The sequence below is a fragment of the Arthrobacter sp. LT660 genome, from assembly GCF_056172845.1.
Genome location: NZ_CM149651.1, coordinates 280692 through 306237 on the forward strand (window position 1 = coordinate 280692; position 25546 = coordinate 306237).

Consider the following 25546-nt stretch of genomic DNA (forward strand, 5'->3'; position numbering starts at 1 on the left):
ACGCGGTGGCGAAGATTCTTTCCAGGGTGGCGCCGTGGTTCCCGTCCACTAAGCGGATCGCGGCCGAGGGCGACCAGCTCACGGCCAACGTCCGGGTCCTGGGCCACGCGGATACTACGACCCTGGCCGAGCTCGTGTCGCGGGATCCCGTCGCCAACGTCTTCATGGACGCCCAACTCGAGGCGACCGGATCGGCGGCACCGACGTCCAGCGGCGGAACCGTGATCGGCCGGTTCGATGGCGCTCGCCTCGACTCCGCCTGCTGGGTCGGGGCCAACCTGGTGCCCATCGGGGCCTCCGCGGAGGCGGCCGTCGAATTCGCCGACGCCGTCCTGCCGCTGGGCCGCCGCTACTCGTCCGTCTTCGGCATGTCCGAGGCCGTCCTCTCCCTGTGGTCGCGGCTGCAGGACGGGCCCCAACGAGCCTTCGACATCCGTGCGCACCAACCGCTGATGGTGTTGGACCGCGTGGCGGGGATCGCCCGGGCCGACGGCCTGCGGACCACGGTCGAGACCGACTACGAGGCGGTCCTGCCGGCATGCGCCAAGATGTTCGAGGAGGAGTTGGGGTATTCGCCGCTGGCCGGCGGGGGAGCCTACTACCGTTCGCGGGTCCGCTCACTCATCCGCCAGGGCCACTCCCTGGTGGAACTCGACGGCGACGGCGAGGTCCTGTTCAAGGCCGAACTGGGCACCGCCTCGACCCGCGCCACCCAGATCCAGGGCGTATGGTTGGAGCCGCGCCACCGGGGACAGGGCCTGGCGGCCCCCTACATGGCGGCGGTCGCGGACTACGCGCTGTCGCTCGCGCCGGTCACCAGCCTCTACGTGAACGACTACAACGCCGCCGCCCTCGCGACCTACCGCAGGGTCGGCTTCCGCCAGTGCGGCGAATTCGCCACGATCCTCTTCTAGCCGCATTCGGCCGCGCCGGGCACAACCGGGTAAATTGGTCTGCGTTCCCTTCGGGAAACACTCCACCGATTGCGGCCCGAGGCCGCGGAAACGGACATCACGCGTGGTCCTTCGACTCTCCACCCTTTTCCTGCGCACGCTTCGCGAAGACCCCGTCGACGCCGAGGTCGCCAGCCACAAGCTGCTGGTGCGCGCCGGCTACATCCGCCGTGCCGCCCCCGGCATCTACACGTGGCTCCCGCTGGGACTGCGCGTCCTGGCCAAGGTGGAGGGCATCGTCCGCGAGGAAATGAACGCCATCGGCGGCCAGGAGGTGCACTTCCCGGCGCTGCTTCCGCGCGAGCCCTACGAGGCCACCAACCGCTGGACCGAGTACGGCGAGGGGCTGTTCCGCCTCCAGGACCGCAAGGGCGCGGACTACCTCCTGGCGCCGACGCACGAGGAGATGTTCACGCTCCTCGTGAAGGACCTGTACAACTCGTACAAGGACCTGCCGGCGTACCTCTACCAGATCCAGAACAAGTACCGCGACGAGGCCCGACCGCGCGCCGGCCTGCTGCGCGGCCGCGAGTTCATCATGAAGGATTCCTACTCCTTCGACATCGACGACGACGGCCTCGAGGAGGCCTACCAGGCGCACCGCGCGGCGTACCTGAAGATCTTCGCGCGGCTGGGCCTGGAGGTCCTGCCGGTCTTCGCCACCGCCGGAGCGATGGGCGGCTCGAAGTCCGAGGAGTTCCTCCATCCGACCGAGGTCGGGGAGGACACGTTCGTCCGTTCGCCGGGCGGCTACTACGCCAACGTCGAAGCCGTCACCACCGTCGTCCCCGATGCCATCGACCACGCCGGCCTTCCGGCCTGCGAAGTCCTGGACACCCCGGACACGCCGACCATCGACACGCTGGTCGCCGCCGCCAACGTCCTGGCACCGCGCGACGGCGGCGCGTGGACTGCCGCCGACACGCTCAAGAACGTCGTGCTGGCGGCCATCCTGCCTACGGGCGAGCGCCACCTGGTGGTCGTCGGGGTGCCCGGGGACCGCGCGGTGGACCTGAAACGCGTGGAGGCGAACATCGCCACGCACCTTCCGATGGGCGGCGAGGTCGGCATCGAGGCCGCCACAGAGGACGACCTGCGGAAGCACCCCGGACTCGTCAAGGGCTACATCGGACCGGGTCAGGGTCTGGAGAACGCAGTGCTCGGCGCCGAGGCATCCACCGGGATCACGTTTCTGGTCGATCCGCGCGTGGTGCCGGGCACCAGCTGGATCACCGGGGCCAACGAGCAAGGCAAGCACGTGTTTGGCCTGGTCGCCGGGCGCGACTTCGGCTGGGACGGCATCATCGAGGCCGTGGACGTCCGCGCAGGCGATCCGGCCCCCGACGGCTCCGGTCCGCTGGAGACCGCCCGCGGCATCGAAATGGGCCACATCTTCCAGCTCGGCCGGAAGTACGCGGAGGCACTGGACCTGAAGGTGTTGGACCGGAACGGAAAGCTCGCGGTCGTCACCATGGGCTCGTACGGGATCGGCGTCACGCGTGCCGTCGCGGCCCTCGCCGAGTCCTACCACGACGGGCGCGGCCTCATGTGGCCGCGCAACGTCGCCCCTGCCGATGTCCACCTCATGGTCACGGGCAAGGGCGAGGACCTCTTCGCCGAGGCCGAGCGCATCGCCGCCGAGCTCGAGGCCCAGGGCATCGAGGTGATTTTCGACGATCGTCCGAAGGTCTCCGCCGGGGTCAAGTTCGGAGACGCCGAGCTGATCGGCGTGCCGACCATCGCCGTCGTCGGACGCGGTTTGGCGGAGGGGCTCATCGAGGTCAAGGACCGCGCCAGCGGAACCGCCGAGAACGTGGCCGTCGCCGACGTCGTCGGCTACCTCCTCTCCGCCGTCCGCGGCTAGGCACCAGTTGCCGGACTGGTTCGCGACGCTGGAGGGGTCCGGCCTGGAGAACATCCAGGCCGGAACCCTCCTGCTGATCCTCCTGGCCGGCCTGGCCGCCGGATGGATCGACGCGGTCGTGGGCGGCGGTGGGCTCCTGCAGCTGCCCGTCCTGCTGCTCGTCCCGGGCATCACGCCCGTCCAGGCGCTCGCCACCAACAAGCTGGGCTCCGTGTTCGGGACGACCACCAGCGCCGTGACCTACTACCGCAGGGCGCACCCGGACCTGCGGACCGCGCTGCCCATGGCCGCAGTGGCCCTGGCCGGCAGCTTCGCGGGGGCGATCGTGGCCACCGTGCTTCCGGCGTCGGTGTTCAAGCCCATCATCGTTGCCGCGCTGGTCGCCGTCGCGCTGTTCACCGCGTTCCGGCCCACCGTCGGCGAACTGACGTCCCTGCGTCATCAGGGAGGCCGGCACTATGCAGCGGCCGGTGTGATCGGACTGGTGATCGGCTTCTACGACGGACTCATCGGCCCGGGCACCGGCTCGTTCCTCGTCATCGCCATGGTGGTGTTCCTCGGATACAACTTTCTGTCCTCCAGTGCCAAGGCGAAGATCGTGAACATGGCGACCAACCTCGGGGCGCTCGCGTTCTTCCTGCCCAGCGGGCACCTCCTCTGGGGACTCGGTCTCGTTCTCGGCGTCGCCAACATGGTCGGCGGGTACATCGGGGCGCGCATGGCGGTGAGCAAGGGCAGCCGCTTCATCAGGGTGGTGTTCCTCGCCGTCGTCGGCGTGCTGATCCTGCGCCTCGGCTACGACGTCCTCCAGGAGAACATCCTCGGAAACGGCTAGCGCCCGGCGCCTGCCCCCGGTTGGACCAGCGGCTTGAGATCGCTTGCCGCGGGCAGGTGCGAGACGTCCAGTCCCGCCAGCGCCGTGGCGACCCACAGGGAACGCTCCGCATCCGGGGCACGACCATGGCGCGTGAACCACAGCGTGTCCTCGACCGCCCGGGCCACGGACCACGCGGCGGCCAGGCCGGCGTCGATCCCCGCCGCGGATCCCAGGATCCGGAGCCTGCCCCGGAGCGCCGCGGCCTGGTTTCTCGGCGGCAGATCGCCCAGCCGGTTGTGCAGCATCGGCAGGACGGCGAACTCGCGGTCGCCGACGATGCCCTGCGGGTCGATTGCCGCGTAGCCGCCGGACGGGCGGGCGAGGACGTTGTGGTAGTTCAGGTCGGCGTGCACCAGGAAATCGTCGGAGTCCCGGCGGGAGACCGCGCCGCGGTACTGGCACACGTCGAGGGCGGCTTCCAGCACTGACCGCGGGAACGGACGGCCCAGTTCCTCCCAGTCCGCGGGAAACTCGTCGTTCCAGCGTTCGGCCAGGGCATCGGTTCGTCCAAACGGCGGCCACACCGGATCGGCCGGAAGCGACAGCCGGGCCATCAACGCGCCCCAATGCCCGCACGCCTCCTCCATCGGGACGGCGCCGAGGTCCGCATCGGGCGCCAGTCGCTCCAGAAGGAGGTCGAAGCCCTCGTGCCGCAGCATCCGCACAGCCCCGTCGCCGGCCCAGATTTCGAGTGCCCACGCCTCGGTGAGCAGGTCGTCGTCGGGAATGGACGCCTTGAGGGCCAGGGGCCGGCCGGTCTCTGAGAGCACCGGGACCACGACCGCAGAGTGCCTGGCCCACCAGGTGCCCGCGTCCGCGTCGTGAACGAGGGACCATCGCGCCATCACCCGGTGCAGGTGGTCGGCCAGCCCGGCCCGCCAGGCCCGTCCCGAGGGAAGGAGCAGTGCGTTGGAGCGCAGCCTGGCCGGCAGCGCGTGCGGTTCCGGTTCCCAACCCATGGCGGTCTCAGGTCAATCCGGGGCGGACGCCCCGCGCCGCGGCGGCCTCGGCGGCGGCGAACGCCTCCGCCGCCACGAGGGGCCGCAGGTCCGCGGGGGCCGCCGCGGCGAGGTCGAGCAGGGCGGCGGCCAGCTGGGCCTCCCCGGCGCCCAGCGCGCGGGACGGATCGGCGTCGAAGTCCGTCGGCACGGTGTAGGCGGCGTGGCGCTGCGGCGGGCATTCCGGCGGAAGCAGTCCCTGTAGCAGCGCGCCCAGCTCCTCGCGCGCGGCCGAGGCCCGCGCGGCAGAAGCGGACGCTTTCCCGGCGGACCGCGCCGCGGCCAGACTGTATGCGTAGGACAGCCGGTAGGACGCGTCGGCGGCCATCGACGCGGCAGGCGTCGGAGCCGCGGAAGGCTCCGCGACCATGCGCGGCAGCGTCTTCGGGGTGGTTTTCGGCGCCTCCGGAAAGGTTTGCGAGACCGTTCCTCCACAGGAACCGGTGGCGATGGAGGTTCCGGCCGCGTCGCGCCACTGCTGTACCGTGGCGCCCCGGGAAGTCGGCGCCTCGGCCACGACGCCGTCGTGGGCCCGCGCCAAGGCGCGGGCCGCGAGCAGTTCCTCGATTCCCGCGCCGAGGAGGACGCGGGAGCGCCGCGACGGCTCCTGGACGGACGCGGACAGAAGCCGGTTGCCGGATTCCGCGAGGTCGGCGGCAAGATGCGCGGGCGTGTCCGTGCCCGGTCCGCCGGGCTCGGAGCCGAAATCCCCGATGGCCGGCGCCGGTGGTGTGAGCAAATCGACATGGCGTCCCAACACGGTGGAGACGGTGCCCAGCGACGACGCGACGACGTCGGTCCGTGCAGCCGGCGGGTTGCTCCCCGCGGCTCTTCCGGCCGCCGGCTGGGAGGCCGCGGCCACCAGCGCCTCGGTCCTGGCCAACAGCTCTGCGAGGCCCGCCTCGACGGAAGGATCCGGTACCGGTTCGGCATCCGGAACCTCCGGCGCAACGTCCGGAATGGCCCGGGGGGACGGGCCGCCCGTGGTCCCCATGCCGACGACCACAACGGCCACCAGCAGCAGTCCGACGGCGCGGCGCAGCCAGGTCAGCGCGCGTCTGGCCGGGTGTCGGCGGGGCGGGGGTGCGGCGGTGTGGGACATCCCCTCGATCATCCCACGCGGTCGGCCCGGTGGGGCCCTTCCGCGCTTGTCCGCAGCGTCGCCGCCGCCCCCGTGCGCGCGACGCGGGAGGGATGCGGAAACGATTTCCCGATAAAGTCGATACTCTTGTTTGCACAACATCATCACGTGGGAGGAAACAATGCCCGGCCAGCCGGTAGACACCCAGCTCGAGGCCAGCCGCCTCAAGGAGTACCTGGAACCCACGGTTGCCTCCCACGACCTCCATCTGGAGGACGTGGAGGTGCGCGCCGCGGGGGAGAACCGGACCGTCCACGTGGTGGTCGATCTCCGGGAGGGAACCGGCAGCGTCGACCTCGACGCGATTGCGGAGGTCTCGCGCTCGCTCTCCGAGGCCATGGACCGGGACCCGGGGGATGACGGGCGGCCCTACGACCTGGAGGTTTCCTCCTTCGGAGTCGGCCGCCCCCTCACTGAACCGCGGCACTGGCGCCGCAATGTGGGACGGCTGGTCAAGGTCAACCTCATGGGCGAGGAGAACATCTCGGGCCGCCTGGTGGAGGCCACGGACGACGCGATCGTCGTCGTCCCGGACCTGACCGTTAAGAAGGGCATGAAGCCCAAGCAGGGCGAGCCCGCGACGCTGGAGTACGGCCGGATCCGCCGCGGTACGGTCGACGTAGAATTCACCCGTCCGGGGGACCCGGACGCGGAACCGCTGGACATCGACGACGAGGAAGAGGGGGCCTGACATGGATATCGACATGAGTGCGCTTCGCCTGCTGGAACGCGAGCGCGAGATTCCACTCGAGCTGCTGATTCCGACCATTGAACAAGCGCTGGTGATGGCCTACCACAAGTCTCCGGGAGCCATCGAGAAGGCACGGGCCGAGATCGACCGCAAGAGCGGCCACGTGACCATTTGGGCCACTGAGGTCGACGACGAGGGCGGGGACGTCGCGGAATACGACGACACGCCGACCGGATTCGGCCGTATCGCCGCGAGCACGGCCCGCCAGATCATCCTCCAGCGGCTGCGCGACGCGGAGGACGACAACATCCTCGGGCAGTTCCGGGGCAAGGAGGGCGAGCTGGTTTCCGGGCAGATCCAGCAGGGCTCGAACCCCTACATGATCCAGGTGAACTTGGGGACGGTGGAGGCCGTGCTGCCGCCGCCGGAGCAGGTGCCGGGCGAGAAATACACGCATGGCTCCCGCATCCGTGCCTATGTCACCGACGTGCACAAGGGCACGAAGGGCCCCTCCATCACCCTCTCCCGCTCGCATCCGAACCTCGTGAAAAAGCTCTTCGAAATGGAGGTTCCCGAGATCGCGGACAAGTCCGTGGAGATCGTCTCCCTGGCCCGCGAGGCCGGCCACCGTTCGAAGATCGCGGTCCGTGGACGCGTGCCGGGCATCAACGCCAAGGGAGCGTGCATCGGCGAGATGGGCTCACGGGTCCGGGCGGTCATGAACGAGCTCAACGACGAGAAGATCGACATCGTCGACTACAACGAGGATCCGGCGAAGTTCATCGCCAGCGCGCTGTCGCCGTCGCGGGTCAACTCTGTGACCATCGTCGACGCCGCGATCCGGCAGGCGCGCGTGGTGGTTCCCGACTACCAGCTCTCGCTGGCCATCGGCAAGGAAGGGCAAAACGCCCGCCTGGCGGCCAAGCTCACCGGCTGGCGCATCGACATCGTCTCGGACGCCGCGACGCCGGAGTAGGCGGCGTCCCAAAGGACCACGGCGCGGTAGGCGCCCGGTGGGCGGTCTCCGGTGGAGGCCGCCCACCGGTGTTTCCGCTGCGCAACGGGAAGGCCGAAACGCGGTAGACTTGCCAATGGTCCGTATCCGGACCGGTAGCCGGTAGCAGGAGTTATTCCGAACGTGAGCGCGCAAGACGGGCCGCGGCGGACGTGCATCGGATGCCGGGGAACCGGAACACAGGACCAGCTGTTGCGATGGGCGGTGGCGGAAGACGGCTCGAATGCCGTGGTTCCGGATCCCGCTCGTCGCAGGTCCGGCAGGGGTGCGTGGTTGCACCCGTCGCCGGAGTGTTCAGCCCTCGCCGTGAAGCGACGGGCGTTTTCCAGGGCCTTCAGGGTCCCGGTGGACGCCGTGACGCTCGAGGCGGTGCTGGCGGCACTGGGCACCTCCCCGAACGGGGATGGCGCCGACGCAACCGTCCAACCTGAAAGCGGGTCAGAAAACTGATGGAAACCCGATGAGTGTCAAGCGATGAGCGCCTAGCTATGACTCAGCAGCTAAGTGCAGCATTCGGCCTGCCGTCCGATGACGGCGGCCGCGCAAGCAATAAAACGAGGGTTCGTACCTGGCAGAAGTGAGTGCGGGGCGGACCGAGACAGGAGAAATGTGGCCAAGGTCCGCGTACACGAGCTCGCCAAAGAGCTCGGCATCACTTCGAAGGACGCAGTTGCGAAACTGCAGGAACTGGGCGAATTCGTCCGCTCCGCATCTTCGACCATCGAGGCGCCGGTCGTGAGGAAACTCCGCAACGCCTTCCCCGCCAGCGGCTCGTCCGCTGGCGCTTCGCCCGCCAGCCAGAAGCCGGCAGGCAAACCAGCACCCGCGACGCCAGCGGCTTCGCCGGCCGCACCTGCGGCACCGGCCGCCCCCGCGGCTCCGGCCCCCGCCGCACCGGCCGCCCCCGCGGCTCCGGCCCCCGCCGCACCGGCCGCCCCCGCGTCGCAGGCGCCGCAGGCGACCCCTGCGCAGCCGGACAGCAAGCCCGCCGCGGCATCTCCCGAGGCGCTGGCGGCACAGCCGGAGGCACGGGAATCAGGCGAACAGCGTTCCCAGGCTCCGCGGCCCGGATCCCGTCCGGCGCCCGGTGGCAAGCCCGGCGCCCCGCGCCCGGGCAACAACCCCTTCTCCTCGCAGCAGGGCATGCGCGGCGAAGATCGCCCCGGCGGGCCCCGTCCCGGAGCGCCGCGTCCCGGCGCCCGTCCGGGCGCTCCCCGCCCGGGCAACAACCCGTTCTCCTCGCAGCAGGGCATGCGCGGCGGCGCCCCGCGTCCGGGTGCCGCCGGCACCGGCGGTCCCCGTCCGCCGGCCGGCCAGGGCGGGGCCCCGCGCGCCGGAGCCCCGCGTCCGGGCAGTCCGCGCCCTGCCGGCGCCGGCACGGGCGGCCCCCGTCCGGGGGGTCCGCGTCCGACTCCGGGCATGATGCCCAACCGCACCGAGCGCCCGGCGGCCCCCGCCGGCGGACGTCCCGGTGCCCCCGGTCGCGGCGGCGCCCCGGGTGGAGCCCCGGCCGGCGGTGGCGGCTTCAAGGGCGGCGCAGGCCGCGGCCGCGGCGGCACGCAGGGCGCCTTCGGCAAGGGAGGCGCCGGCCGAGGCAAGCAGCGCAAGTCCAAGCGCGCGAAGCGCCAGGAGCTCGAGCAGATGAGCGCTCCGTCGCTGGGCGGCGTGAGCGTTCCGCGCGGCAACGGCGAAACCGTCATCCGCCTGCGTCGCGGCGCGTCCATCACGGACTTCGCCGACAAGATCGAGGCGAACCCCGCGGCGCTCGTCACCGTTCTGTTCCACCTGGGCGAGATGGCCACGGCCACCCAGTCACTGGACGAGGCGACGTTCGACGTGCTCGGTGTCGAACTGGGCTACAAGGTCCAGGTCGTGTCGCCGGAGGACGAGGAGCGCGAGCTGCTCGGCTCCTTCGACATCGACCTCGACCAGGAGCTCGAGGACGAGGACGACGACGAACTGATGTCCCGTCCGCCGGTCGTGACCGTCATGGGCCACGTCGACCACGGTAAGACTCGCCTGCTCGACGCGATCCGCAAGACCAACGTCATCGAGGGCGAGGCCGGCGGCATCACCCAGCACATTGGTGCCTACCAGGTCCAGCACGAACACGAGTCCACCGACCGCGCCATCACCTTCATCGACACCCCGGGCCACGAGGCGTTCACCGCCATGCGTGCCCGTGGCGCGAAGGTCACCGACATCGCGGTTCTGGTAGTCGCGGCGGACGACGGCGTGATGCCGCAGACCGTCGAGGCGCTCAACCACGCCCAGGCTGCCAACGTGCCGATCGTCGTCGCGGTGAACAAGATCGACAAGGAGGGCGCGAACCCGGACAAGGTCAAGGGCCAGCTCACCGAATACGGATTGGTTCCCGAGGAGTACGGCGGCGACACCATGTTCGTCCACGTTTCCGCGCTGCGGAACGAGGGCATCGACGAGTTGCTCGACGCCGTCCTGCTCACCGCGGACGCGGCGCTGGACATGCGGGCCAATCCGAACAAGGACGCCCGCGGCATCGCGATCGAGGCCAATCTGGACAAGGGCCGCGGCGCCGTCGCGACCGTCCTGGTGCAGTCCGGAACGCTGAACGTCGGTGACACGATCGTCGCCGGCCAGGCGCACGGCCGCGTCCGTGCGATGTTCAACGAGAAGGGCGAAACCCTCGAGGTCGCCGGGCCGTCGCGTCCGGTCCAGGTCCTGGGCCTGTCGACGGTGCCCCGTGCCGGCGACACGTTCCTGGTCACCTCCGACGAGCGCACCGCGCGTCAGATCGCCGAAAAGCGCGAGGCGGCGGACCGCAACGCCCAGCTCGCCAAGCGCCGCAAGCGCATCACGCTCGAGGACTTCGACCAGGCCGTCGCCGACGGCAAGATCGACACCCTCAACCTCATCCTCAAGGGCGACGTTTCCGGTGCCGTGGAGGCCCTCGAGGACTCCCTGCTCAAGATCGACGTCGGCGAGGGCGTGCAGCTGCGGGTCATCCACCGCGGCGTCGGCGCCATCACCCAGAACGACGTCAACCTGGCGACCGTGGACAACGCGATCATCATCGGATTCAACGTCAAGCCGGCCGAACGCGTTGCCGACCTGGCCGACAAGGAGGGCGTCGACATGCGCTTCTACTCGGTCATCTACGGAGCCATCGATGACATCGAGCTGGCGCTGAAGGGCATGCTGAAGCCCGAGTACGAAGAGGTCCAGCTCGGATCGGCGGAGGTCCGCGAGGTCTTCCGCTCGTCCAAGTTCGGCAACATCGCCGGCTCGATCGTCCGGACCGGGGTCATCCGACGCAACGCCAAGGCGCGCGTCACCCGCGACGGCAAGGTCATCGGCGAGGGTCTCACCGTTGACTCGCTGAAGCGCTTCAAGGACGACGCCACCGAGGTCCGCACGGACTTCGAGTGCGGCATCGGTCTGGGATCGTTCAACGACGTCAAGGAAGGCGACTTCATCGAGACGTACGAGATGCGCGAGAAGCCGCGCGTCTAACGGTCCGAGTGCGCCGACGACGGCGGACACCGCCACGGTGGTGTCCGCCGTCGTCGTCACTGGTAGTTTTCGAAAAACAGACATTCCCTAAGGAGGGACCATGGCCGATCCGGCCCGCGCGGCCAGGCTCGCGCAACGCATCAAGGTCGTCGTCGCCCAGTCTCTGGGCAAGGTCGTGAAGGACCCGCGCGTCGAGGGCGTCACCGTCACCGACGCACGTGTGACCAACGACCTGCAGCACGCGACCATCTACTACACCGTCTTCGGTGACGACGAGGCCAAGGAAGGCGCCCGTGCGGCGCTGGCTAAAGCCAAGGGCGTGCTTCGGAAGGAGGTCGGCCGCAACGTGACCGTTCGGCTGACTCCGGACCTGGAGTTCGTCGCCGACGAGATTCCGGTCAACGCCTCGCACCTCGAGGAGGTCCTTCGGGCCGCCAAGGAACGCGACGCCGAGGTGGCGGCCCTCGCACAGGGAGCCCGCCACGCGGGCGAGGCCGACCCGTACAAGCGGGACGAGGACGACGACCTCGACTCCGACGGCGAAGCCGCGGACGGCGACGTACGGGCGTAGCCCGAATCAACGCCAAAGTCCGGCCCCGGGGACAGCCCCGGGGTCGGACTTCGTTGTTTTCCGGACCGCGAACCCCGCGTCGACGGGTGGAGTGGCCGGTGCACCTATACTGGGGTGCGTGAAAACAGGTCGCGGCAGCACGCCGGAAAGCGCAGGCTCCGGTCTGGTCATCGTCGACAAGCCGCAGGGGTGGACCAGCCACGACGTGGTTGGCCGGACCCGGCGGCTCGCGGGAACGCGGAAGGTCGGCCATGCCGGAACGCTCGACCCCATGGCGACCGGGGTGCTGGTCGTAGGCGTCAACAAGGCGACGCGGCTGCTCACCTACATCGTGGGCGCGGCCAAGACGTACGAGGCGACCATCCGCCTGGGGGAAAGCACCGTCACGGACGACGCGGAGGGCGAGATCCTGCAGGCACGCATCGCCGCCGCCGTCACCGAGGACATGATCGCCGCCGGCGTCGCGGGCCTCACCGGCGACATCTCGCAGGTTCCCTCGAGCGTCAGTGCCATCAAGGTCGACGGCGTACGCTCCTATGCGCGGGTCCGCAAGGGCGAGGACGTGTCGCTGGCCGCCCGGCCCGTGACCGTGTCCCGCTTCGAGGTGCACGACATACGCCGCGAGCGCGCCGGCAAGGTGCTCGACGTCGACGTCACGGTCGGGTGTTCCTCCGGCACCTACATCCGGGCCCTGGCGCGAGACCTCGGCGAAGTGCTCGGTGTCGGCGGCCACCTGACCGCGCTACGCCGCACCGAGGTGGGCCCGTACGGGATCGACCGGGCGCGCACCATGGAGCAGTTGGCCGAGGACCTCGTCATGCTTCCGCTGGACGACGCCGCCCGCGCGTTGTTCCCTAACCGGGAGCTGACGACGGAGGAGACCACCGAGCTCTCCTTCGGCCGACGCGTCGCGCCGAATCCGGACCCGGCCGTCACGGCGGCGTTCGCGCCGGGCGGGGGACTGGTCGCCCTCCTGAAGAACAAGGGCGACGCCGCGAAGCCCGAGATCGTCTTCGCAACCGCCTGATCCCGGCCGCCCGCGCACGTCCTACGCCACCCCCCACCCACGAAAGGTTCCACACCGTGATTGTCGACGGCCTCTTCATTGCCGGGGCCATTGTCTGCGCCCTGTCGGTGGTCCTCGGCGTGGTTGCGGCGATCATCCGCGACCACCCGGACGACTACGCGATTCTCGGCGTTGCCGCCGTCGAGCTGTTTCTGGTGGTCTACGGCATTGCCGCGGCCGTCCGGCAGGCCCAGGGAGAGGCGCTTGCGGGCGCGCCCTGGGAGTTCTGGGGGTACGTGGCGACCGCCCTGCTGCTCCCGATCCTGGCGTTCGTCTGGGCGGTCTCGGACAGGTCGCGGTGGTCCAACGTGGTGCTCGCGGCCGCGGGGGCCACGGTCTTCGTGATGCTTTACCGCATGGAACAGATTTGGGACGGAGGGGGCCCGGCATGAGCAGGAGAATCATCTCCGCGGCCTCCCGGGGCAGGCCAGAACAGACCGGCGGGCCGGGGGAGGCGACCCGCGGCACGGGGCTGGGGCGAATCATCGTGGCCGTCTACGGGATCCTGGCGCTCGCGGCGACGGTCCGCGCCGTCTACCAGATCCTGGCCGAGTTCGACGAGGCCCCGCTGGCCTACACGCTCAGCCTCTTCTCCGGCCTGGTGTACATCCTGGCGACCGTTACGCTCGCCGGCAGCGGCCGGAGGACGTGGGCCTGGTCCGTGGCCGCCGTGTCGGTCGAGTTGATCGGCGTCGTGGTGGTCGGGGTCCTGTCGCTCACGATCCCCGGCCACTTCGCGCACGCCTCCGTGTGGTCCGGGTTCGGGTCCGGATACGGCTACATACCGCTCGTCCTGCCCGTGGTCGGGTTGTGGTGGCTCTTCCGCCACCGCCCGGTGCGCCACTGACGGAAAACCGCCGGTGGCGGGGCGCCGAATGTGTCCGCGGGCCCCGATCGGCCATAATGAAACAGGCGTCTGACCGCCGCCCCGCATGTCCGACCCACGAAGGAGCGCAGTGCACTACTGGAAAGGCCTGGAGGCAGTGCCCGCGGGTTACGGACCGTCGGTGGTCACCATCGGCAATTTCGACGGCGTTCACCGCGGCCACCGGGCAGTGCTCGGAACACTGGTCGCCGAGGCGCGGGGGCACCAGGCATCCGCCGTCGCCATCAGTTTCAACCCCCACCCGGCGCAGGTCCACCGGCCGGAGACGTGTCCGCCGCTCATCATGGGCGTCGAGGACCGCATCGACTCCCTCGCGGCCACGGGCATCGACGCCCTGCTGATGGTTCGTTACACCCTCGAATTCGCGCAGGCCTCCGCCGAGGAGTTCGTGAAGGACCTGATCGTGGACCGGCTGGGGGCCAAGGCCGTGGTCGTCGGACACGACGTCAGATTCGGCCGCGCGAACGAAGGCGATTTCGCCACGATGCTCGAGTTGGGGGTGCGGCACGGGTTCGAGGTCATCGGCATCGACGACATCGGAGAGGATCGCCGCTGGTCCTCCACCTGGATCCGCGAGGCACTCGTGAACGGCGACGTGCGCCTGGCCGGCGACATCCTCGGGCGTCCACACCGGATGCGCGGCGAGGTTGTACACGGCGCGGCGCGCGGACGCGAGCTCGGGTTTCCCACCGCCAACCTCTCCACGGACGCATCCGGCATCATCCCGGCCGACGGGGTCTACGCCGGATGGCTCGTGGATGAGGCGGAGGTCCGCTGGCCCGCCGCCATCTCCGTGGGATCGAACCCGACGTTCGAGGGCGTGAGCCGCCAGGTGGAGGCGCACGTGATCGACCGCCCGGCCGAATCGGTGGAGGACTTCGACCTGTACGGCCAGCAGGTGGTCGTGGAGTTCGTCGCCCGGCTTCGTCCCATGGTGGCCTACCGCGGGGTAGAGGCCCTGGTTGACCAGATGCGCGACGACGTCGTCCACGCGCGCGCCGTACTCGCCGGTGACTGAGGCACGCCCCGCCGGCGGCACCGTCCCCAACCTCCCCGGACGGGCCCCGGAGATCGGCGAGGCCGCGCGCCGCGAGTTCGGCGCCGCGTTCCGCGCCGGCGCCCAACACTACGACGCGGTGCGGCCCTCCTATCCGGAAGCGGCGGTCGACTTCATGCTGCCGGACGGAGCCCGCGACGCCGTGGACATCGGAGCTGGCACGGGCATCCTCACGGAACTCGTGGTGGCCCGCGGGTTGGCCGCCACGGCCGTCGATCCGTCCGCGGACATGCTGGGCCGGCTGCGGCGCAAGCTCCCCGGGGTTGAGACCGTGGAGGCCACCGCCGAGGCCACCGGGCTGGCTGCGGCGGCCTTCGACGTCGTGTTGTGTGCGCAGGCCTGGCATTGGGTCGACCCGGAGCAGGCGTCGACGGAGGCAGCACGGCTCCTGCGTCCCTCGGGTATCCTGTCGCTGGTCTGGAACCAATTGGACGTCACCGTGCCGTGGGTCCACCGGCTGAGCCGCATCATGCACGCGGGCGACGTCCACCGCCCCGGGTTCCGCCCCCGCATCGGACCCGAATTCACGGAACCCGAGCCCCTGCACATCCAGTGGGAGCAGTCGGTGGTTCCCGAGGACCTGCTGGGACTGGCCCGCAGCCGCAGCTATTACCTGCGGGCAGCCGAGACCGTCCGTGAGAAGGTCGAGGCCAACCTGCGCTGGTATCTCCTCGAGCACCTCGGACACCATCCGGACGAGCCGTTGGGACTGCCGTACCGCACCCATGCCTGGCGCTCCGTCAGGCTCTAGCGGACGGCGGACGGTGGCAGCCGGCACGGCTCCCGGTGCTAGACTTGACGACGGTGCCCGCTGCAGTCCGCGGTTGCGTGGCATCCTTCCGGCAACGGTTGTTCTTTGTTCGCGGTACAACTCTAGGAGTTCATGTGGCCCTCGACGCCGCTGTAAAAACGGAAATCATCAAGGCCTACGCCACGCACGAAGGCGACACCGGTTCGCCGGAGGTCCAGATTGCCGTGATGTCCCGTCGCATCCTCGATCTGACGGAACACCTCAAGTCGCACAAGCACGACCACCACACCCGCCGTGGCCTCATGGCCCTCGTCGGACGTCGTCGTCGTATGCTCGGCTACCTGAAGGACACCGACATCGGACGCTACCGCGCGCTCATCGAGCGCATCGGCCTGCGCCGCTAGCACGACCCCTGGGGCGCCCCTCCGGCCGGTGAATCCGGCGGGGGGACGCCTCGGCCCCGGTGGGGGCAACACGCCCGCCACCGAATCAGCAAAACACCAGGAGCCAATCCGCATCACACGCATTCGCGGTCCTCGGTAGTGGTCCACGGGAATCCGGCATGACGCCGGGGCGCCCGTGGGCCTCGATCGAAGACCGGGTGCAGCCTCCGGTCGACCCGGAGAAGATGCCGGTTGCCTCCGCAACCAAAGAAACGGAGGTGACTCTCCATGGAGGGTCCCGAAATCCAGTTTGCCGAAGCCGTTATCGACAACGGCCGCTACGGTCAGCGCACCATCCGCTTCGAGACCGGCCGCCTTGCCCAGCAGGCCGCCGGCGCGTCGCTCGTTTCCATCGACGACGACACCTCGATGCTTTCCGCCACCACCGCGGGAAAGCACCCCCGCGAGGGCTTTGACTTCTTCCCGCTGACCGTGGACGTGGAAGAGCGCATGTACGCCGCCGGCCGCATCCCGGGCAGCTTCTTCCGCCGCGAGGGACGTCCGTCCACGGAGGCCATCCTGGCCTGCCGCCTGATGGACCGCCCGCTGCGCCCGGCCTTCGTCAAGGGTCTGCGCAACGAGGTGCAGGTCGTCGTGACGATCCTGTCCATCAACCCGGACGACCTCTACGACGTCGTGGCGATCAACGCCTCCTCGATGTCCACCCAGCTTTCCGGCCTGCCGTTCTCCGGCCCGATCGGCGGCGTCCGCGTCGCACTGGTCGACGACGGCAACGGTGCCCAGTGGGTCGCCTTCCCGAAGCACTCCCAGCTGGAGAACGCCGTGTTCTCGATGGTTGTCGCTGGCCGCATCGCCGGCGACGACGTCGCGATCATGATGGTCGAGGCCGAGGCCACGGACAACTCGTGGACGCTCATCAAGGAGCGCGGCGCCACGGCACCGACCGAAGAGGTCGTCGCCGAGGGCCTCGAGGCCGCCAAGCCGTTCATCAAGGTGCTGTGCGACGCGCAGTCGGACCTGGCCGGCCGCGCCGCCAAGCCCACCGTCGAGTTCCCGGTCTTCAAGGACTACGAGGACGACGCGTTCGCCGCGGTCGAGTCGCTGGCCACGGCCAAGCTGACCGAGATCTTCGCCATCGCGGACAAGCAGGACCGCGACAACGCCTCCGGCGCCTACCGCGACGAGGTTGTGGCGCAGTTGGCCGGCGAGGGCAAGGAGTTCGAGGCGCGTGCCGGCGAAATCTCCAAGGCCTTCGGCGCGGTCACCAAGCAGGTGGTGCGCCAGCGCATCCTCAAGGACCAGATCCGTATCGACGGCCGCGGCCTGACGGACATCCGTCAGCTCACGGCCGAGGTCGAGGTGCTGCCGCGCGTGCACGGCTCCGCGATCTTCGAGCGCGGCGAAACCCAGATCATGGGTGTCACCACGCTGAACATGCTCAAGATGGAGCAGCAGATCGACTCGTTGTCGCCGGTGACGCGCAAGCGCTACATGCACAACTACAACTTCCCGCCGTACTCCACCGGCGAGACCGGCCGCGTCGGTTCGCCGAAGCGCCGCGAAATCGGCCACGGCGCCCTCGCGGAGCGTGCCCTCGTGCCGGTGCTGCCGTCGCGCGAGGAGTTCCCGTACGCGATCCGCCAGGTCTCCGAGGCGCTGAGCTCCAACGGGTCCACCTCGATGGGCTCCGTCTGCGCTTCCACGCTGTCGATGCTCAACGCCGGTGTGCCGCTGCGTGCGCCGGTCGCCGGCATCGCCATGGGCCTGGTCTCCGACCAGGTAGACGGCCAGACCCGCTACGCGGCGCTGACCGACATCCTGGGCGCCGAGGACGCCATGGGCGACATGGACTTCAAGGTCGCCGGCACCTCCGAGTTCGTCACGGCGATCCAGCTGGACACGAAGTTGGACGGCATCCCGGCCTCCGTGTTGGCGGCGGCCCTGAAGCAGGCCCGAGAGGCGCGCCTGCACATCCTCTCCGTCATCAACTCGGCGATCGACACGCCGGACGAACTCTCCGAGTTCGCCCCGCGCATCATCTCCGTGAAGATCCCGGTGGACAAGATCGGCGAGGTCATCGGCCCGAAGGGCAAGATGATCAACCAGATCCAGGAGGACACCGGCGCCGACATCTCGATCGAGGACGACGGCACGGTCCTGATCGGCGCGACCAACGGCGAATCCGCGGAGGCCGCCCGCTCGGCGATCAACGCCATCGCCAACCCGATGGTGCCGGAGGTCGGCGAGCGCTACCTCGGAACCATCGTGAAGCTGACCACCTTCGGTGCGTTCGTTTCGCTCACCCCGGGCAAGGACGGCCTGTTGCACATCTCGGAGCTGCGCAAGCTCTCCGGGGGCAAGCGCGTGGACGACGTCGAGGACGTCGTGTCCGTGGGCCAGAAGCTCCAGGTGGAAATCACCAAGGTCGACGACCGCGGAAAGCTCTCGCTCGCCCCGGTTGTCGCCGAGGAAGCCGCCGTCTCCGTGGACGCCGCGGAGTAGGTAAGCAACCACCGATGGCAATGATTCCTCTGCCGCTCAACGGCTCGGGAATGTCCCCGGCCCCGGTGGGCAGGCGTGTGCCCGAAATCGGAGCGCACGCCCCCATCGAGGCCGGGGACCCCACGATCCTGCACGGGGAGGCCGGAGGGGCGCTGGTGCGCCGCTCCGTCCTCCCCGGCGGGGTCCGGGTCCTGACCGAGGCCATGCCCGGACAACGCTCCGCCACGATCGGATTCTGGATCGGTGTCGGTTCGCGCGACGAGGCCGATGGCCAACACGGCTCGACCCACTTCCTGGAGCACCTGCTGTTCAAGGGCACCAGCCGCCGCACGGCGCTGGAGATCGCCTCGGCCTTCGACGAGGTCGGCGGCGAATCCAACGCGGCCACCGCGAAGGAAAACACCTGCTATTTCGCGCGTGTTCTCGATTCGGACCTCGCGCTGGCCATCGACGTCATTGCCGACATGGTCACCTCCGCGGTGCTCGACCCGGACGAGCTCGAGCAGGAACGCGACGTCATCCTCGAGGAGATCGCCATGGACGGCGACGACCCAGGCGATGTCGCCCACGAAAAGTTTGTCGCCGCCGTGCTGGGGGAGCACCCCCTGGGGCGCCCCATCGGCGGCACCCCCGAGGCCATCATGGCCGTTCCCCGCGCCTCCGTCGTGGACCACTACGCGCGGTACTACAAGCCCAGCGAGCTGGTGGTCACCGCAGCGGGGTCCCTGGACCACGACGACGTCTGCCGGCAGGTCATGGACGCCCTCGTCACGGCCGGGTGGAGCCTCGAGGAGGGCGCGAGCCCCGAGCCGCGGCGCGCCACGGAGCCCGCCGCCATCCGCGGACAGCACACGGTCGACGTCGTCCGCCGCCCCGTGGAGCAGACCAACATCATCATGGGCTGTCCCGGTATCGTGGCGACCGACGCGCGCCGTTACACCATGAGCGTCCTGAACGCCGTGCTGGGGGGCGGAATGTCCTCCAGGCTCTTCCAGGAGATCCGCGAGAAGCGCGGCCTGGTGTATTCGACCTATTCCTTCTCCGCGGCCTACTCGGACGCCGGCTACTTCGGCATGTACGCCGGGTGCTCGCCGGCCAAGACCGGGCAGGTCATCCGGCTGCTCGGCCACGAACTCGACCAGCTGGCCGAGCACGGCATCAGCGACGAGGAGCTCCGCAAGGCCGTGGGCCAGCTATCCGGCGGCATGGTCCTGGCGCTGGAGGACCCGGGCTCGCGCATGTCCCGGCTGGGGCGGGCCGAACTGGTCACCGGCGTATTCCACGACATCGACGATTCGCTCGCGCGGATCAAGGCGGTCACCGCGGACCAGGTCCGGGAACTGGCCCGCGAACTGGCCGGACGTCCGCGAACCGTCACGGTGGTCGGCCCGTTCGACAGTCCGGCCGATTTCGGTATGTAACAGCTCCGTGTTTGCCGTCACGAAGTCGGTCGGTAAAGGTGTTTGGGTCGATGCTGGAGGAGTCGCGAACGCGGCTACGATACCAGCACCGCACCGAGAGGCTTTGGGTGAAATAAGACATGGAAACACTCGCCACCATCCTGGGCGACATCAGCAGCGTGGTCTGGGGACCGTTCCTGCTGATCCCGCTCCTGTTGGGCACCGGACTGTACCTCACCATCAGGCTGGGGGGCCTGCAATTCCTGAAGCTCGGCGCAGCGCTGAGGCTGGGCATCCTCCGGCGCAAGGACCCCGGGGCCGAGGGGGACATCTCGCAGTTCCAGGCGCTGACCACGGCACTGGCCGCGACCGTCGGCACCGGCAACATCGTGGGCGTCGCCACCGCCATCGGCATCGGCGGTCCCGGTGCCCTGTTCTGGATGTGGGTCACCGGCCTGCTCGGCATGGCGTCCAAGTACACCGAGGCGTACCTCGGCGTCCGCTACCGCGGCACCGATGCGGCGGGGGAGAAGTCCGGCGGTCCGCAGTACTACCTCGAGCGGGGCATCCCGGGTCCGTTGGGCAAGATCCTGGGCCTGTCCTTCGCGGTCTTCGCGGTCATCGCCTGCTTCGGCATCGGCAACATGACCCAGGGCAACTCGATCTCCAGCAACCTGGAGAACAGCTTCTCCATCCCCACCTAGCTGACCGGGCTGGTCCTGACTGTCGGCGCGATAATCGTGCTGGTCGGTGGCATCAAATCGATCGGCCGGGTCACCGCCGCGTTCGTGCCGGTCATGATCATCTTCTACGTGGCGGGCGCGATCTACATCCTGATCTCCAACATCACGGGGCTGCCGGCCGCCATCGGACTGATCTTCACCGACGCGTTCACCGGGACCTCGGCCGTCGGCGGGTTCGCCGGCTCCGCGATCATCATCGCCGTGCAGTACGGCGTGGCCCGCGGCATATTCTCCAACGAGTCCGGCATGGGCTCGGCGGCCATCGCGGCCGCCGCCGCGCAGACCACACACCCGGTGCGCCAGGGTCTGGTCTCGATGACGCAGACGTTCATCGACACGATCATCGTCGTGACCTGCACCGGCCTGGTGATCATCACCACCGGGGTCTGGAACCAGACGGACGCATCCGGCGAACAGATCTCGGCGGCACTGATGACCGGCGAGGCGTTCACGAGTGGGTTGCCGGGCGAATGGGGTCACTGGATCGTCACCATCGGCCTGGTGATGTTCGCCTTCTCCACCATTCTCGGCTGGTCCTACTACGGCGAACGCAACGTCGAGCGCCTGCTCGGACGCCGCGCCGTCATGCCGTTCCGGATGCTGTTCTCGCTGGTGGTGTACATCGGCTGCACCGTCGAGCTCGCCGTCGTCTGGAACTTCTCCGACATGATGAACGGCCTCATGGCCCTGCCGAACCTGATCGGCCTGCTGCTGCTCTCGGGCATGGTGGCCCGGGAAACCCGGCACTACCTCAAGCACGACCCCAAGCTGGAGGCCTCCAAGGAGGAGATCGAGGCGTTCATGGCCGAACGCCCGGGTTGGGAAGAGTGGAAGGCCGGCAACGTGCTCGGCTCAAGCCACAAGATGTAGCGTCGGCTATCCGCCGGCGAAGGGGGGCAGGACGTCGACCTCGTCGGAGTCCGCGAGCGGCTTCCGCGGGTTCTTGGCCGACACACCGTTGACCAGAAGGCTGGAGCGTTCGAGCACCCGGGCCAGCGTCGGCGCGTTGCGCGCCGACGGGGCCGGGTGCTCGGCCGCCAGATGGCGAACGAGCGCGTCCAGCGTGCCGCCGTCGGCCGCGATGCGCGCGAGGTGCACTGTTTCGTCGCGCACGCCCGCGGCGGCCGCCGCGGCGGCGAAGTACCGGATCCGCATCTAGCCTCCGATCGCGCTCATGGAGCGGTCGGGCTGAACGAAGTCGTCGGCCCCGAGGCCCACGTGGTCCATGCCGTGGGCCCGCGGCTTTGCCCACATGGCGGCGCGCCAGCGGTCCGCGACCTCCGTGTCGCTGGCGCCGGAGCGCAACAGCGCGGTCAGGTCCGTCTCCTCGCGCGAGAACAGGCAGCTCATGACCTTGCCCTCGGCCGTGATGCGGGTCCGGCGGCAGTCGGCGCAGAACGGCTCGGTCACCGAGGCGATGATCCCCACCGTGCCCAGCACGACGCCGGGCTCGGACTTGGCGGAGACCGTGTACTTCTCGGCGGGGGCGCCGTCGCGGTCGGCGCCGTCGACGGTCAGCACATAGTCGCGGCGAAGCAATTCGCGGGTCTCCTCCGCCGTGACCATGTTGTCCTTGCGCCAGCCGTGGTCGGCGTCCAGGGGCATTTGTTCGATGAACCGGAGTTCGTATCCGTTCTCCAAAGACCAAGCCAGCAGCTCGGGCGCCTCGACGTCGTTGATTCCGCGCATCAGGACGGCGTTGATCTTCAGCGGCGCCAACCCGGCGGCGGCGGCCGCGTCGATGCCCTCGATGACCCGGGACAGGAAGTTGCGGCGGGCCAGCCGCTCGAATGACTCCGCATGGAGCGTGTCCAGCGAGACGTTGATGCGGCTGAGCCCGGCGGCGGCCAGTGCGGCCGCCTTCTCGGCGAGGCCGACGCCGTTGCTGGTCATCGAAATCGGAAGGTCCGGGTGGTCCTCGCGGAGTCCGGCGATGATGTCCACCAAATCGTGCCGCACCAGCGGTTCGCCACCGGTCAGCCGTAGTTCCCTGACGCCGAGCGTGTCCACTCCGATCCGGACGATTCGCCGGATCTCCGCGGCCGTCAGGAGCCGTTCCTTGGGCAGCCAGGCGAGGCCGTCGGCCGGCATGCAATAGGTGCAGCGCAGGTTGCACTTGTCGATGAGCGACACGCGCAGGTCGGTGGCGACGCGGCCGAAGCGGTCCACGAGCCGCATGTCGCCTTCCGGTGCGGCCTGCAGGGCCTTCGGTAGGCCCGGCATGCCCAGCGACACCGCCGCGGCGACGCCAGATCCTGGGGTTTCGGGGCTCTGTTCCATGGGATCGAGCGTAGTGCACCGTGCGGGGCGGGGACAGTGAAAGCCGCGTCCCGGCCAGGCATTCCGCCACCGGCGTCAAAGGGCGCCGCCGTAGGATGGTTTCATGGAGCCCACCTTCCGGCGCACCGTCGACGAGCACCGCGAAACGCTGCGGGTCCTGCTCTCCGGTCCGCTTTCCTCGCTCGGGACGGAATCAGTGCCGCTGGCCGACGCGCGCGGCCGCACCCTCGCCGTCGAGCTGTCCGCCCCGCGGAATCTGCCGCCCTTCGACAATTCCCAGATGGACGGCTTCGCGGTGCGGACCGCCGATCTCGCCCCGGGCGGGCCGCTGGCGGTCGCGCGGCCGATCCCCGCCGGGGCCGCCGCGCCCGCGCTGCCGCCGGGCGCGGCGGCTCCCGTGATGACCGGGGCCATGCTGCCCGCGGGCGCGGACGCCGTCGTTCCCGTCGAGGCCGCCGATCCGCCCGTTTTCCCCGACTTCGTTGGCGGCGGATCACCGTACGACGGCGCGGCAACGGTCCGGCTTCCCGCCTCGCACCCCGCGGGGCGCTTCGTGCGCCGGGCGGGCAGCGACATCGCCGCGGGAACGGCGGCGCTGGCCGGGGGGACCCGGTTGGGACCTGCTCAACTGGGACTTGCCGCGGCACTGGGCGTCGCGGAGCTCGACGTCGTTCGCCGTCCGCTCGCGCTCCTGATTTCCACGGGCGACGAGATCGCCGCGCCCGGCTCCGAACTGAAGCCGGGGCAGATCCACGACGCGAACACCACGCTGCTTCGTGCCTGCTTGGAACAGGCAGGATGGGAAGTGCGCCCGGCCGGAATCAGCGCCGACGACGTGGCCGACTTCGTTTCTTCGTTGGCGGCGGAGCTCGGCGCCGCGGACGGGCCCGGATTCCAGTTGGTGCTGACCAGCGGCGGCATCAGCAAGGGCGCCTACGAAGTGGTCCGGCTGGCCCTCGCCGCGCACGGGGTGACCTTCGGCTCCGTGGCGTTGCAGCCCGGGGGGCCCCAGGGATCCGGCCTGCTGGAGCTGCCGGGGGCGCGCCCGGTTCCCGTGGTGGCCTTTCCCGGCAACCCCGTCAGCAGCTTCGTCAGCTTCGAGCTGTTCCTCCGCCCGGCCTTCGCGCCCCTGATCGGTTTGCCGCATCGCCGGAGCGTCGACGCAACGCTGGCGCATTCGTTGGCGGGATCCCCGAACGGCAAGGTCCAGGCGCGGCGGGGCGTCTACTCCCCGGAGTCCGGGCGCGTGGCGACCGTGGGCGGAATGGAGTCCCACCTGGTGCATGCCCTCGCCCGTTCGAACGCGCTGATCCTGATCCCGGGCGAAACCACGGAGGTCGCGGCGGGCGCTACGGTTGAAACCATGTTGATGGGAGACGAATCATGAGCGGGGACGCGGCACGGGAGCTGAGCCATGTGCGGGCGGACGGCACGGCGCACATGGTCGACGTTTCGGCGAAGGCCGAGACCTCGCGCCAGGCGACCGCCGAGGCGGTGCTGACCACCCGGCCCGACGTCGTCGTCCTCGTTGCCGACGGCACGCTGCCCAAGGGCGACGCGCTGGCGGTGGCCCGCGTCGCGGGAATCATGGGGGCCAAGAAGACGCCGGACCTGATACCCCTGTGCCACCCGCTGCCCCTGTCGAAGGTGACGGTGGACTTCGAGCCGGATGCCGCCGCCGGATCCGTGCGGATCGTGGCGGCCGTGAAGACCCGGGGAGTCACGGGCGTGGAGATGGAGGCGCTCACCGCGGCTTCGGTCGCGGCGCTGGCCCTCTACGACATGGTCAAGGCGGTGGACAAGCACGCGGTGATCGGCGGCATCCGGGTGCTGGCCAAGTCCGGAGGCAAGAGCGGCGACTGGTCCCTGGACGACTCCCGCGTCCCGGGAGCCGACGTATGAGCGCCCGCGAGCCGGGTGCCGCGCCGCGCCGCGCCGCCGTGCTGATCGCCTCGACGCGTGCGGCCACGGGCGTCTACGAGGACCGCACCGGACCGGTGATCCGCGACTGGCTCGCCGAGCACGGGCTGGAAACCGGCGAGGCGATCGTCGTGCCGGACGGGGAGCCGGTCGGTGCCGCTCTCCGGGCGATCCTCCTCACCGGGCCGCGCGTCGTGCTGACCAGCGGCGGCACCGGGCTCAGCCCCACGGACGCGACGCCGGAGATGACGCTTCCGCTCCTGGACCGGCACCTGCCCGGCATCATGGAGGCCATCCGCGTCGCGGGCAGGGCAAAGACCCCGCACGCGGACCTGAGCCGCGGATACGCGGGCACGTCCAACGGGACATTCGTCGCCAACCTGCCGGGGTCCCCGGGCGGCGTGATGGACGCGCTCGGCGTGCTGGATCCGATTATAGGACACCTGTGCGAACAACTGGAGGGCGGACATGGACATTGAGGCACGCGCCGGAACCCCGGCGCCCGGAATCGTGGTCGCGGCCGGCGTGAGCGCCGCTCCGATCGACGTGGAGACCGCGTGGCAGGCCGTCGAGACCGCCGAGACCGGTGCCGTCGTCACGTTCGGCGGCGTCGTGCGCAACCACGACGGCGGGCGCGGGGTGGAGCGGCTTGCCTACAGCGCGCACCCCAGCGCGCCGCAGCGGATGCTCGAACTCGCCGCCGAGGTGGCCGACCGCCATCCCGGAACGCGGCTCTGGGCGTTCCACCGCATCGGAGACCTCGTGGTGGGGGACTCCGCGCTGGTGGCCGCGGCCGCCTCGGCGCACCGGGCCGAGGCCTTCGACGCCTGCCGCGACCTGGTCGAAGCCGTCAAGCACGGCGTGCCCGTGTGGAAGGAACAGCATTTCGACGACGGCGACACGGAATGGGTCGGCATCGCCTGACCGGGATAGCC

The 25546-nt window shown here is 69.9% G+C and carries 24 protein-coding genes and 1 pseudogene; 21 read left to right on the forward strand and 4 right to left on the reverse strand.

Annotation, left to right across the window (positions count from 1 at the left end; translation table 11 throughout):
* The first annotated feature begins 5 nt into the window (after window positions 1-5).
* The 3 genes from AC0QSG_RS01280 to AC0QSG_RS01290 all read left to right on the forward strand — a co-directional run bounded on the left by AC0QSG_RS01280 (window position 6) and on the right by AC0QSG_RS01290 (window position 3652).
* On the forward strand, window positions 6-914 hold the full coding sequence (locus AC0QSG_RS01280) for a GNAT family N-acetyltransferase (RefSeq protein ID WP_475376399.1): 909 nt from the start codon (window positions 6-8) through the stop codon (window positions 912-914).
* A gap of 103 nt (window positions 915-1017) precedes the next feature.
* Window positions 1018-2817, forward strand: coding sequence for a proline--tRNA ligase (locus tag AC0QSG_RS01285; RefSeq protein ID WP_475376400.1), 1800 nt, complete (start codon window positions 1018-1020; stop codon window positions 2815-2817).
* 7 nt (window positions 2818-2824) lie between these two features.
* The gene (locus tag AC0QSG_RS01290) at window positions 2825-3652 is read left to right on the forward strand and encodes a sulfite exporter TauE/SafE family protein (protein WP_475376401.1); all 828 of its coding nucleotides are present in this window, start codon (window positions 2825-2827) and stop codon (window positions 3650-3652) included.
* Here the strand turns inward: AC0QSG_RS01290 and AC0QSG_RS01295 are convergent.
* Both AC0QSG_RS01295 and AC0QSG_RS01300 read right to left on the reverse strand, forming a co-directional pair.
* Window positions 3649-4653: an aminoglycoside phosphotransferase family protein gene (locus AC0QSG_RS01295; RefSeq protein ID WP_475376402.1), complete on the reverse strand. Its 1005-nt coding sequence runs from the start codon at window positions 4651-4653 to the stop codon at window positions 3649-3651. The two genes, AC0QSG_RS01290 and AC0QSG_RS01295, sit on opposite strands and share 4 nt — an antisense overlap.
* A 7-nt stretch (window positions 4654-4660) precedes the next feature.
* The gene (locus tag AC0QSG_RS01300) at window positions 4661-5794 is read right to left on the reverse strand and encodes a hypothetical protein (RefSeq protein ID WP_475376403.1); all 1134 of its coding nucleotides are present in this window, start codon (window positions 5792-5794) and stop codon (window positions 4661-4663) included.
* 160 nt (window positions 5795-5954) lie between these two features.
* On the opposite strand from AC0QSG_RS01300, the gene AC0QSG_RS01305 reads away from it, so the two are divergent.
* From AC0QSG_RS01305 to AC0QSG_RS01370, 14 genes and pseudogenes are all read left to right on the forward strand, one after another.
* Window positions 5955-6524 carry a ribosome maturation factor RimP gene (locus AC0QSG_RS01305; RefSeq protein WP_435725896.1) on the forward strand — a complete coding sequence of 190 codons (570 nt, stop codon included), beginning with the start codon at window positions 5955-5957 and terminating at the stop codon, window positions 6522-6524.
* A gap of 1 nt (window position 6525) precedes the next feature.
* Window positions 6526-7500, forward strand: coding sequence for a transcription termination factor NusA (gene nusA / locus AC0QSG_RS01310; RefSeq protein ID WP_475376404.1), 975 nt, complete (start codon window positions 6526-6528; stop codon window positions 7498-7500).
* A gap of 243 nt (window positions 7501-7743) precedes the next feature.
* Window positions 7744-7989 (forward strand): YlxR family protein, encoded by a 246-nt coding sequence (locus AC0QSG_RS01315; protein ID WP_475377257.1) that lies wholly within the window; start codon window positions 7744-7746, stop codon window positions 7987-7989.
* Between the two features lie 159 nt (window positions 7990-8148).
* Window positions 8149-11031: a translation initiation factor IF-2 gene (gene infB / locus AC0QSG_RS01320; protein ID WP_475376405.1), complete on the forward strand. Its 2883-nt coding sequence runs from the start codon at window positions 8149-8151 to the stop codon at window positions 11029-11031.
* A 100-nt stretch (window positions 11032-11131) separates the two neighbouring features.
* Entirely contained in the window at window positions 11132-11602 is a 471-nt protein-coding gene (gene rbfA / locus AC0QSG_RS01325) for a 30S ribosome-binding factor RbfA (protein WP_435725903.1), read from the forward strand.
* Window positions 11603-11720: 118 nt separating this feature from the next.
* Window positions 11721-12629 carry a tRNA pseudouridine(55) synthase TruB gene (gene truB, locus AC0QSG_RS01330; RefSeq protein ID WP_435725905.1) on the forward strand — a complete coding sequence of 303 codons (909 nt, stop codon included), beginning with the start codon at window positions 11721-11723 and terminating at the stop codon, window positions 12627-12629.
* Between the two features lie 56 nt (window positions 12630-12685).
* Window positions 12686-13060 (forward strand): hypothetical protein, encoded by a 375-nt coding sequence (locus AC0QSG_RS01335; protein ID WP_475376406.1) that lies wholly within the window; start codon window positions 12686-12688, stop codon window positions 13058-13060.
* Complete coding sequence (locus AC0QSG_RS01340) at window positions 13057-13515, forward strand: hypothetical protein (RefSeq protein ID WP_435725908.1); 459 nt, start codon at window positions 13057-13059, stop codon at window positions 13513-13515. The genes AC0QSG_RS01335 and AC0QSG_RS01340 overlap by 4 nt, the downstream gene beginning before the upstream one ends.
* A 109-nt stretch (window positions 13516-13624) precedes the next feature.
* Window positions 13625-14572 carry a bifunctional riboflavin kinase/FAD synthetase gene (locus tag AC0QSG_RS01345; RefSeq protein WP_435725910.1) on the forward strand — a complete coding sequence of 316 codons (948 nt, stop codon included), beginning with the start codon at window positions 13625-13627 and terminating at the stop codon, window positions 14570-14572.
* Window positions 14565-15362 carry a class I SAM-dependent methyltransferase gene (locus AC0QSG_RS01350; protein ID WP_475376407.1) on the forward strand — a complete coding sequence of 266 codons (798 nt, stop codon included), beginning with the start codon at window positions 14565-14567 and terminating at the stop codon, window positions 15360-15362. The genes AC0QSG_RS01345 and AC0QSG_RS01350 overlap by 8 nt, the downstream gene beginning before the upstream one ends.
* Before the next feature lie 134 nt (window positions 15363-15496).
* A complete protein-coding gene (gene rpsO, locus AC0QSG_RS01355; RefSeq protein ID WP_435725914.1) occupies window positions 15497-15766 on the forward strand; it encodes a 30S ribosomal protein S15 in 270 nt (89 codons plus the stop codon).
* A gap of 267 nt (window positions 15767-16033) precedes the next feature.
* Window positions 16034-18268, forward strand: a complete 2235-nt coding sequence (locus AC0QSG_RS01360) for a polyribonucleotide nucleotidyltransferase (RefSeq protein ID WP_435725916.1) — start codon at window positions 16034-16036, stop codon at window positions 18266-18268.
* 14 nt (window positions 18269-18282) lie between these two features.
* Window positions 18283-19689, forward strand: coding sequence for a M16 family metallopeptidase (locus AC0QSG_RS01365; protein WP_475376408.1), 1407 nt, complete (start codon window positions 18283-18285; stop codon window positions 19687-19689).
* 119 nt (window positions 19690-19808) lie between these two features.
* Window positions 19809-21281: pseudogene (locus AC0QSG_RS01370) on the forward strand (alanine/glycine:cation symporter family protein).
* A gap of 6 nt (window positions 21282-21287) precedes the next feature.
* Here AC0QSG_RS01370 and AC0QSG_RS01375 read toward each other — a convergent pair.
* Window positions 21288-21566 carry a MoaD/ThiS family protein gene (locus tag AC0QSG_RS01375; RefSeq protein ID WP_475376409.1) on the reverse strand — a complete coding sequence of 93 codons (279 nt, stop codon included), beginning with the start codon at window positions 21564-21566 and terminating at the stop codon, window positions 21288-21290.
* A complete protein-coding gene (moaA, locus tag AC0QSG_RS01380; RefSeq protein ID WP_475377258.1) occupies window positions 21567-22634 on the reverse strand; it encodes a GTP 3',8-cyclase MoaA in 1068 nt (355 codons plus the stop codon). It abuts the gene before it with no gap.
* 160 nt (window positions 22635-22794) lie between these two features.
* Here moaA and AC0QSG_RS01385 point away from each other — a divergent pair, with 160 nt between their 5' ends.
* From AC0QSG_RS01385 to AC0QSG_RS01400, 4 genes are read left to right on the forward strand one after another with little or no spacing between them, the layout of a single operon-like run.
* Window positions 22795-24078 carry a molybdopterin molybdotransferase MoeA gene (locus AC0QSG_RS01385; RefSeq protein WP_475376410.1) on the forward strand — a complete coding sequence of 428 codons (1284 nt, stop codon included), beginning with the start codon at window positions 22795-22797 and terminating at the stop codon, window positions 24076-24078.
* Window positions 24075-24593, forward strand: a complete 519-nt coding sequence (gene moaC, locus AC0QSG_RS01390) for a cyclic pyranopterin monophosphate synthase MoaC (protein WP_475376411.1) — start codon at window positions 24075-24077, stop codon at window positions 24591-24593. Before AC0QSG_RS01385 ends, moaC begins: the two co-directional genes overlap by 4 nt.
* Window positions 24590-25090: a MogA/MoaB family molybdenum cofactor biosynthesis protein gene (locus AC0QSG_RS01395; protein ID WP_475376412.1), complete on the forward strand. Its 501-nt coding sequence runs from the start codon at window positions 24590-24592 to the stop codon at window positions 25088-25090. The genes moaC and AC0QSG_RS01395 overlap by 4 nt, the downstream gene beginning before the upstream one ends.
* Complete coding sequence (locus AC0QSG_RS01400) at window positions 25080-25535, forward strand: molybdenum cofactor biosynthesis protein MoaE (RefSeq protein WP_475376413.1); 456 nt, start codon at window positions 25080-25082, stop codon at window positions 25533-25535. The genes AC0QSG_RS01395 and AC0QSG_RS01400 overlap by 11 nt, the downstream gene beginning before the upstream one ends.
* Window positions 25536-25546: the final 11 nt, after the last annotated feature.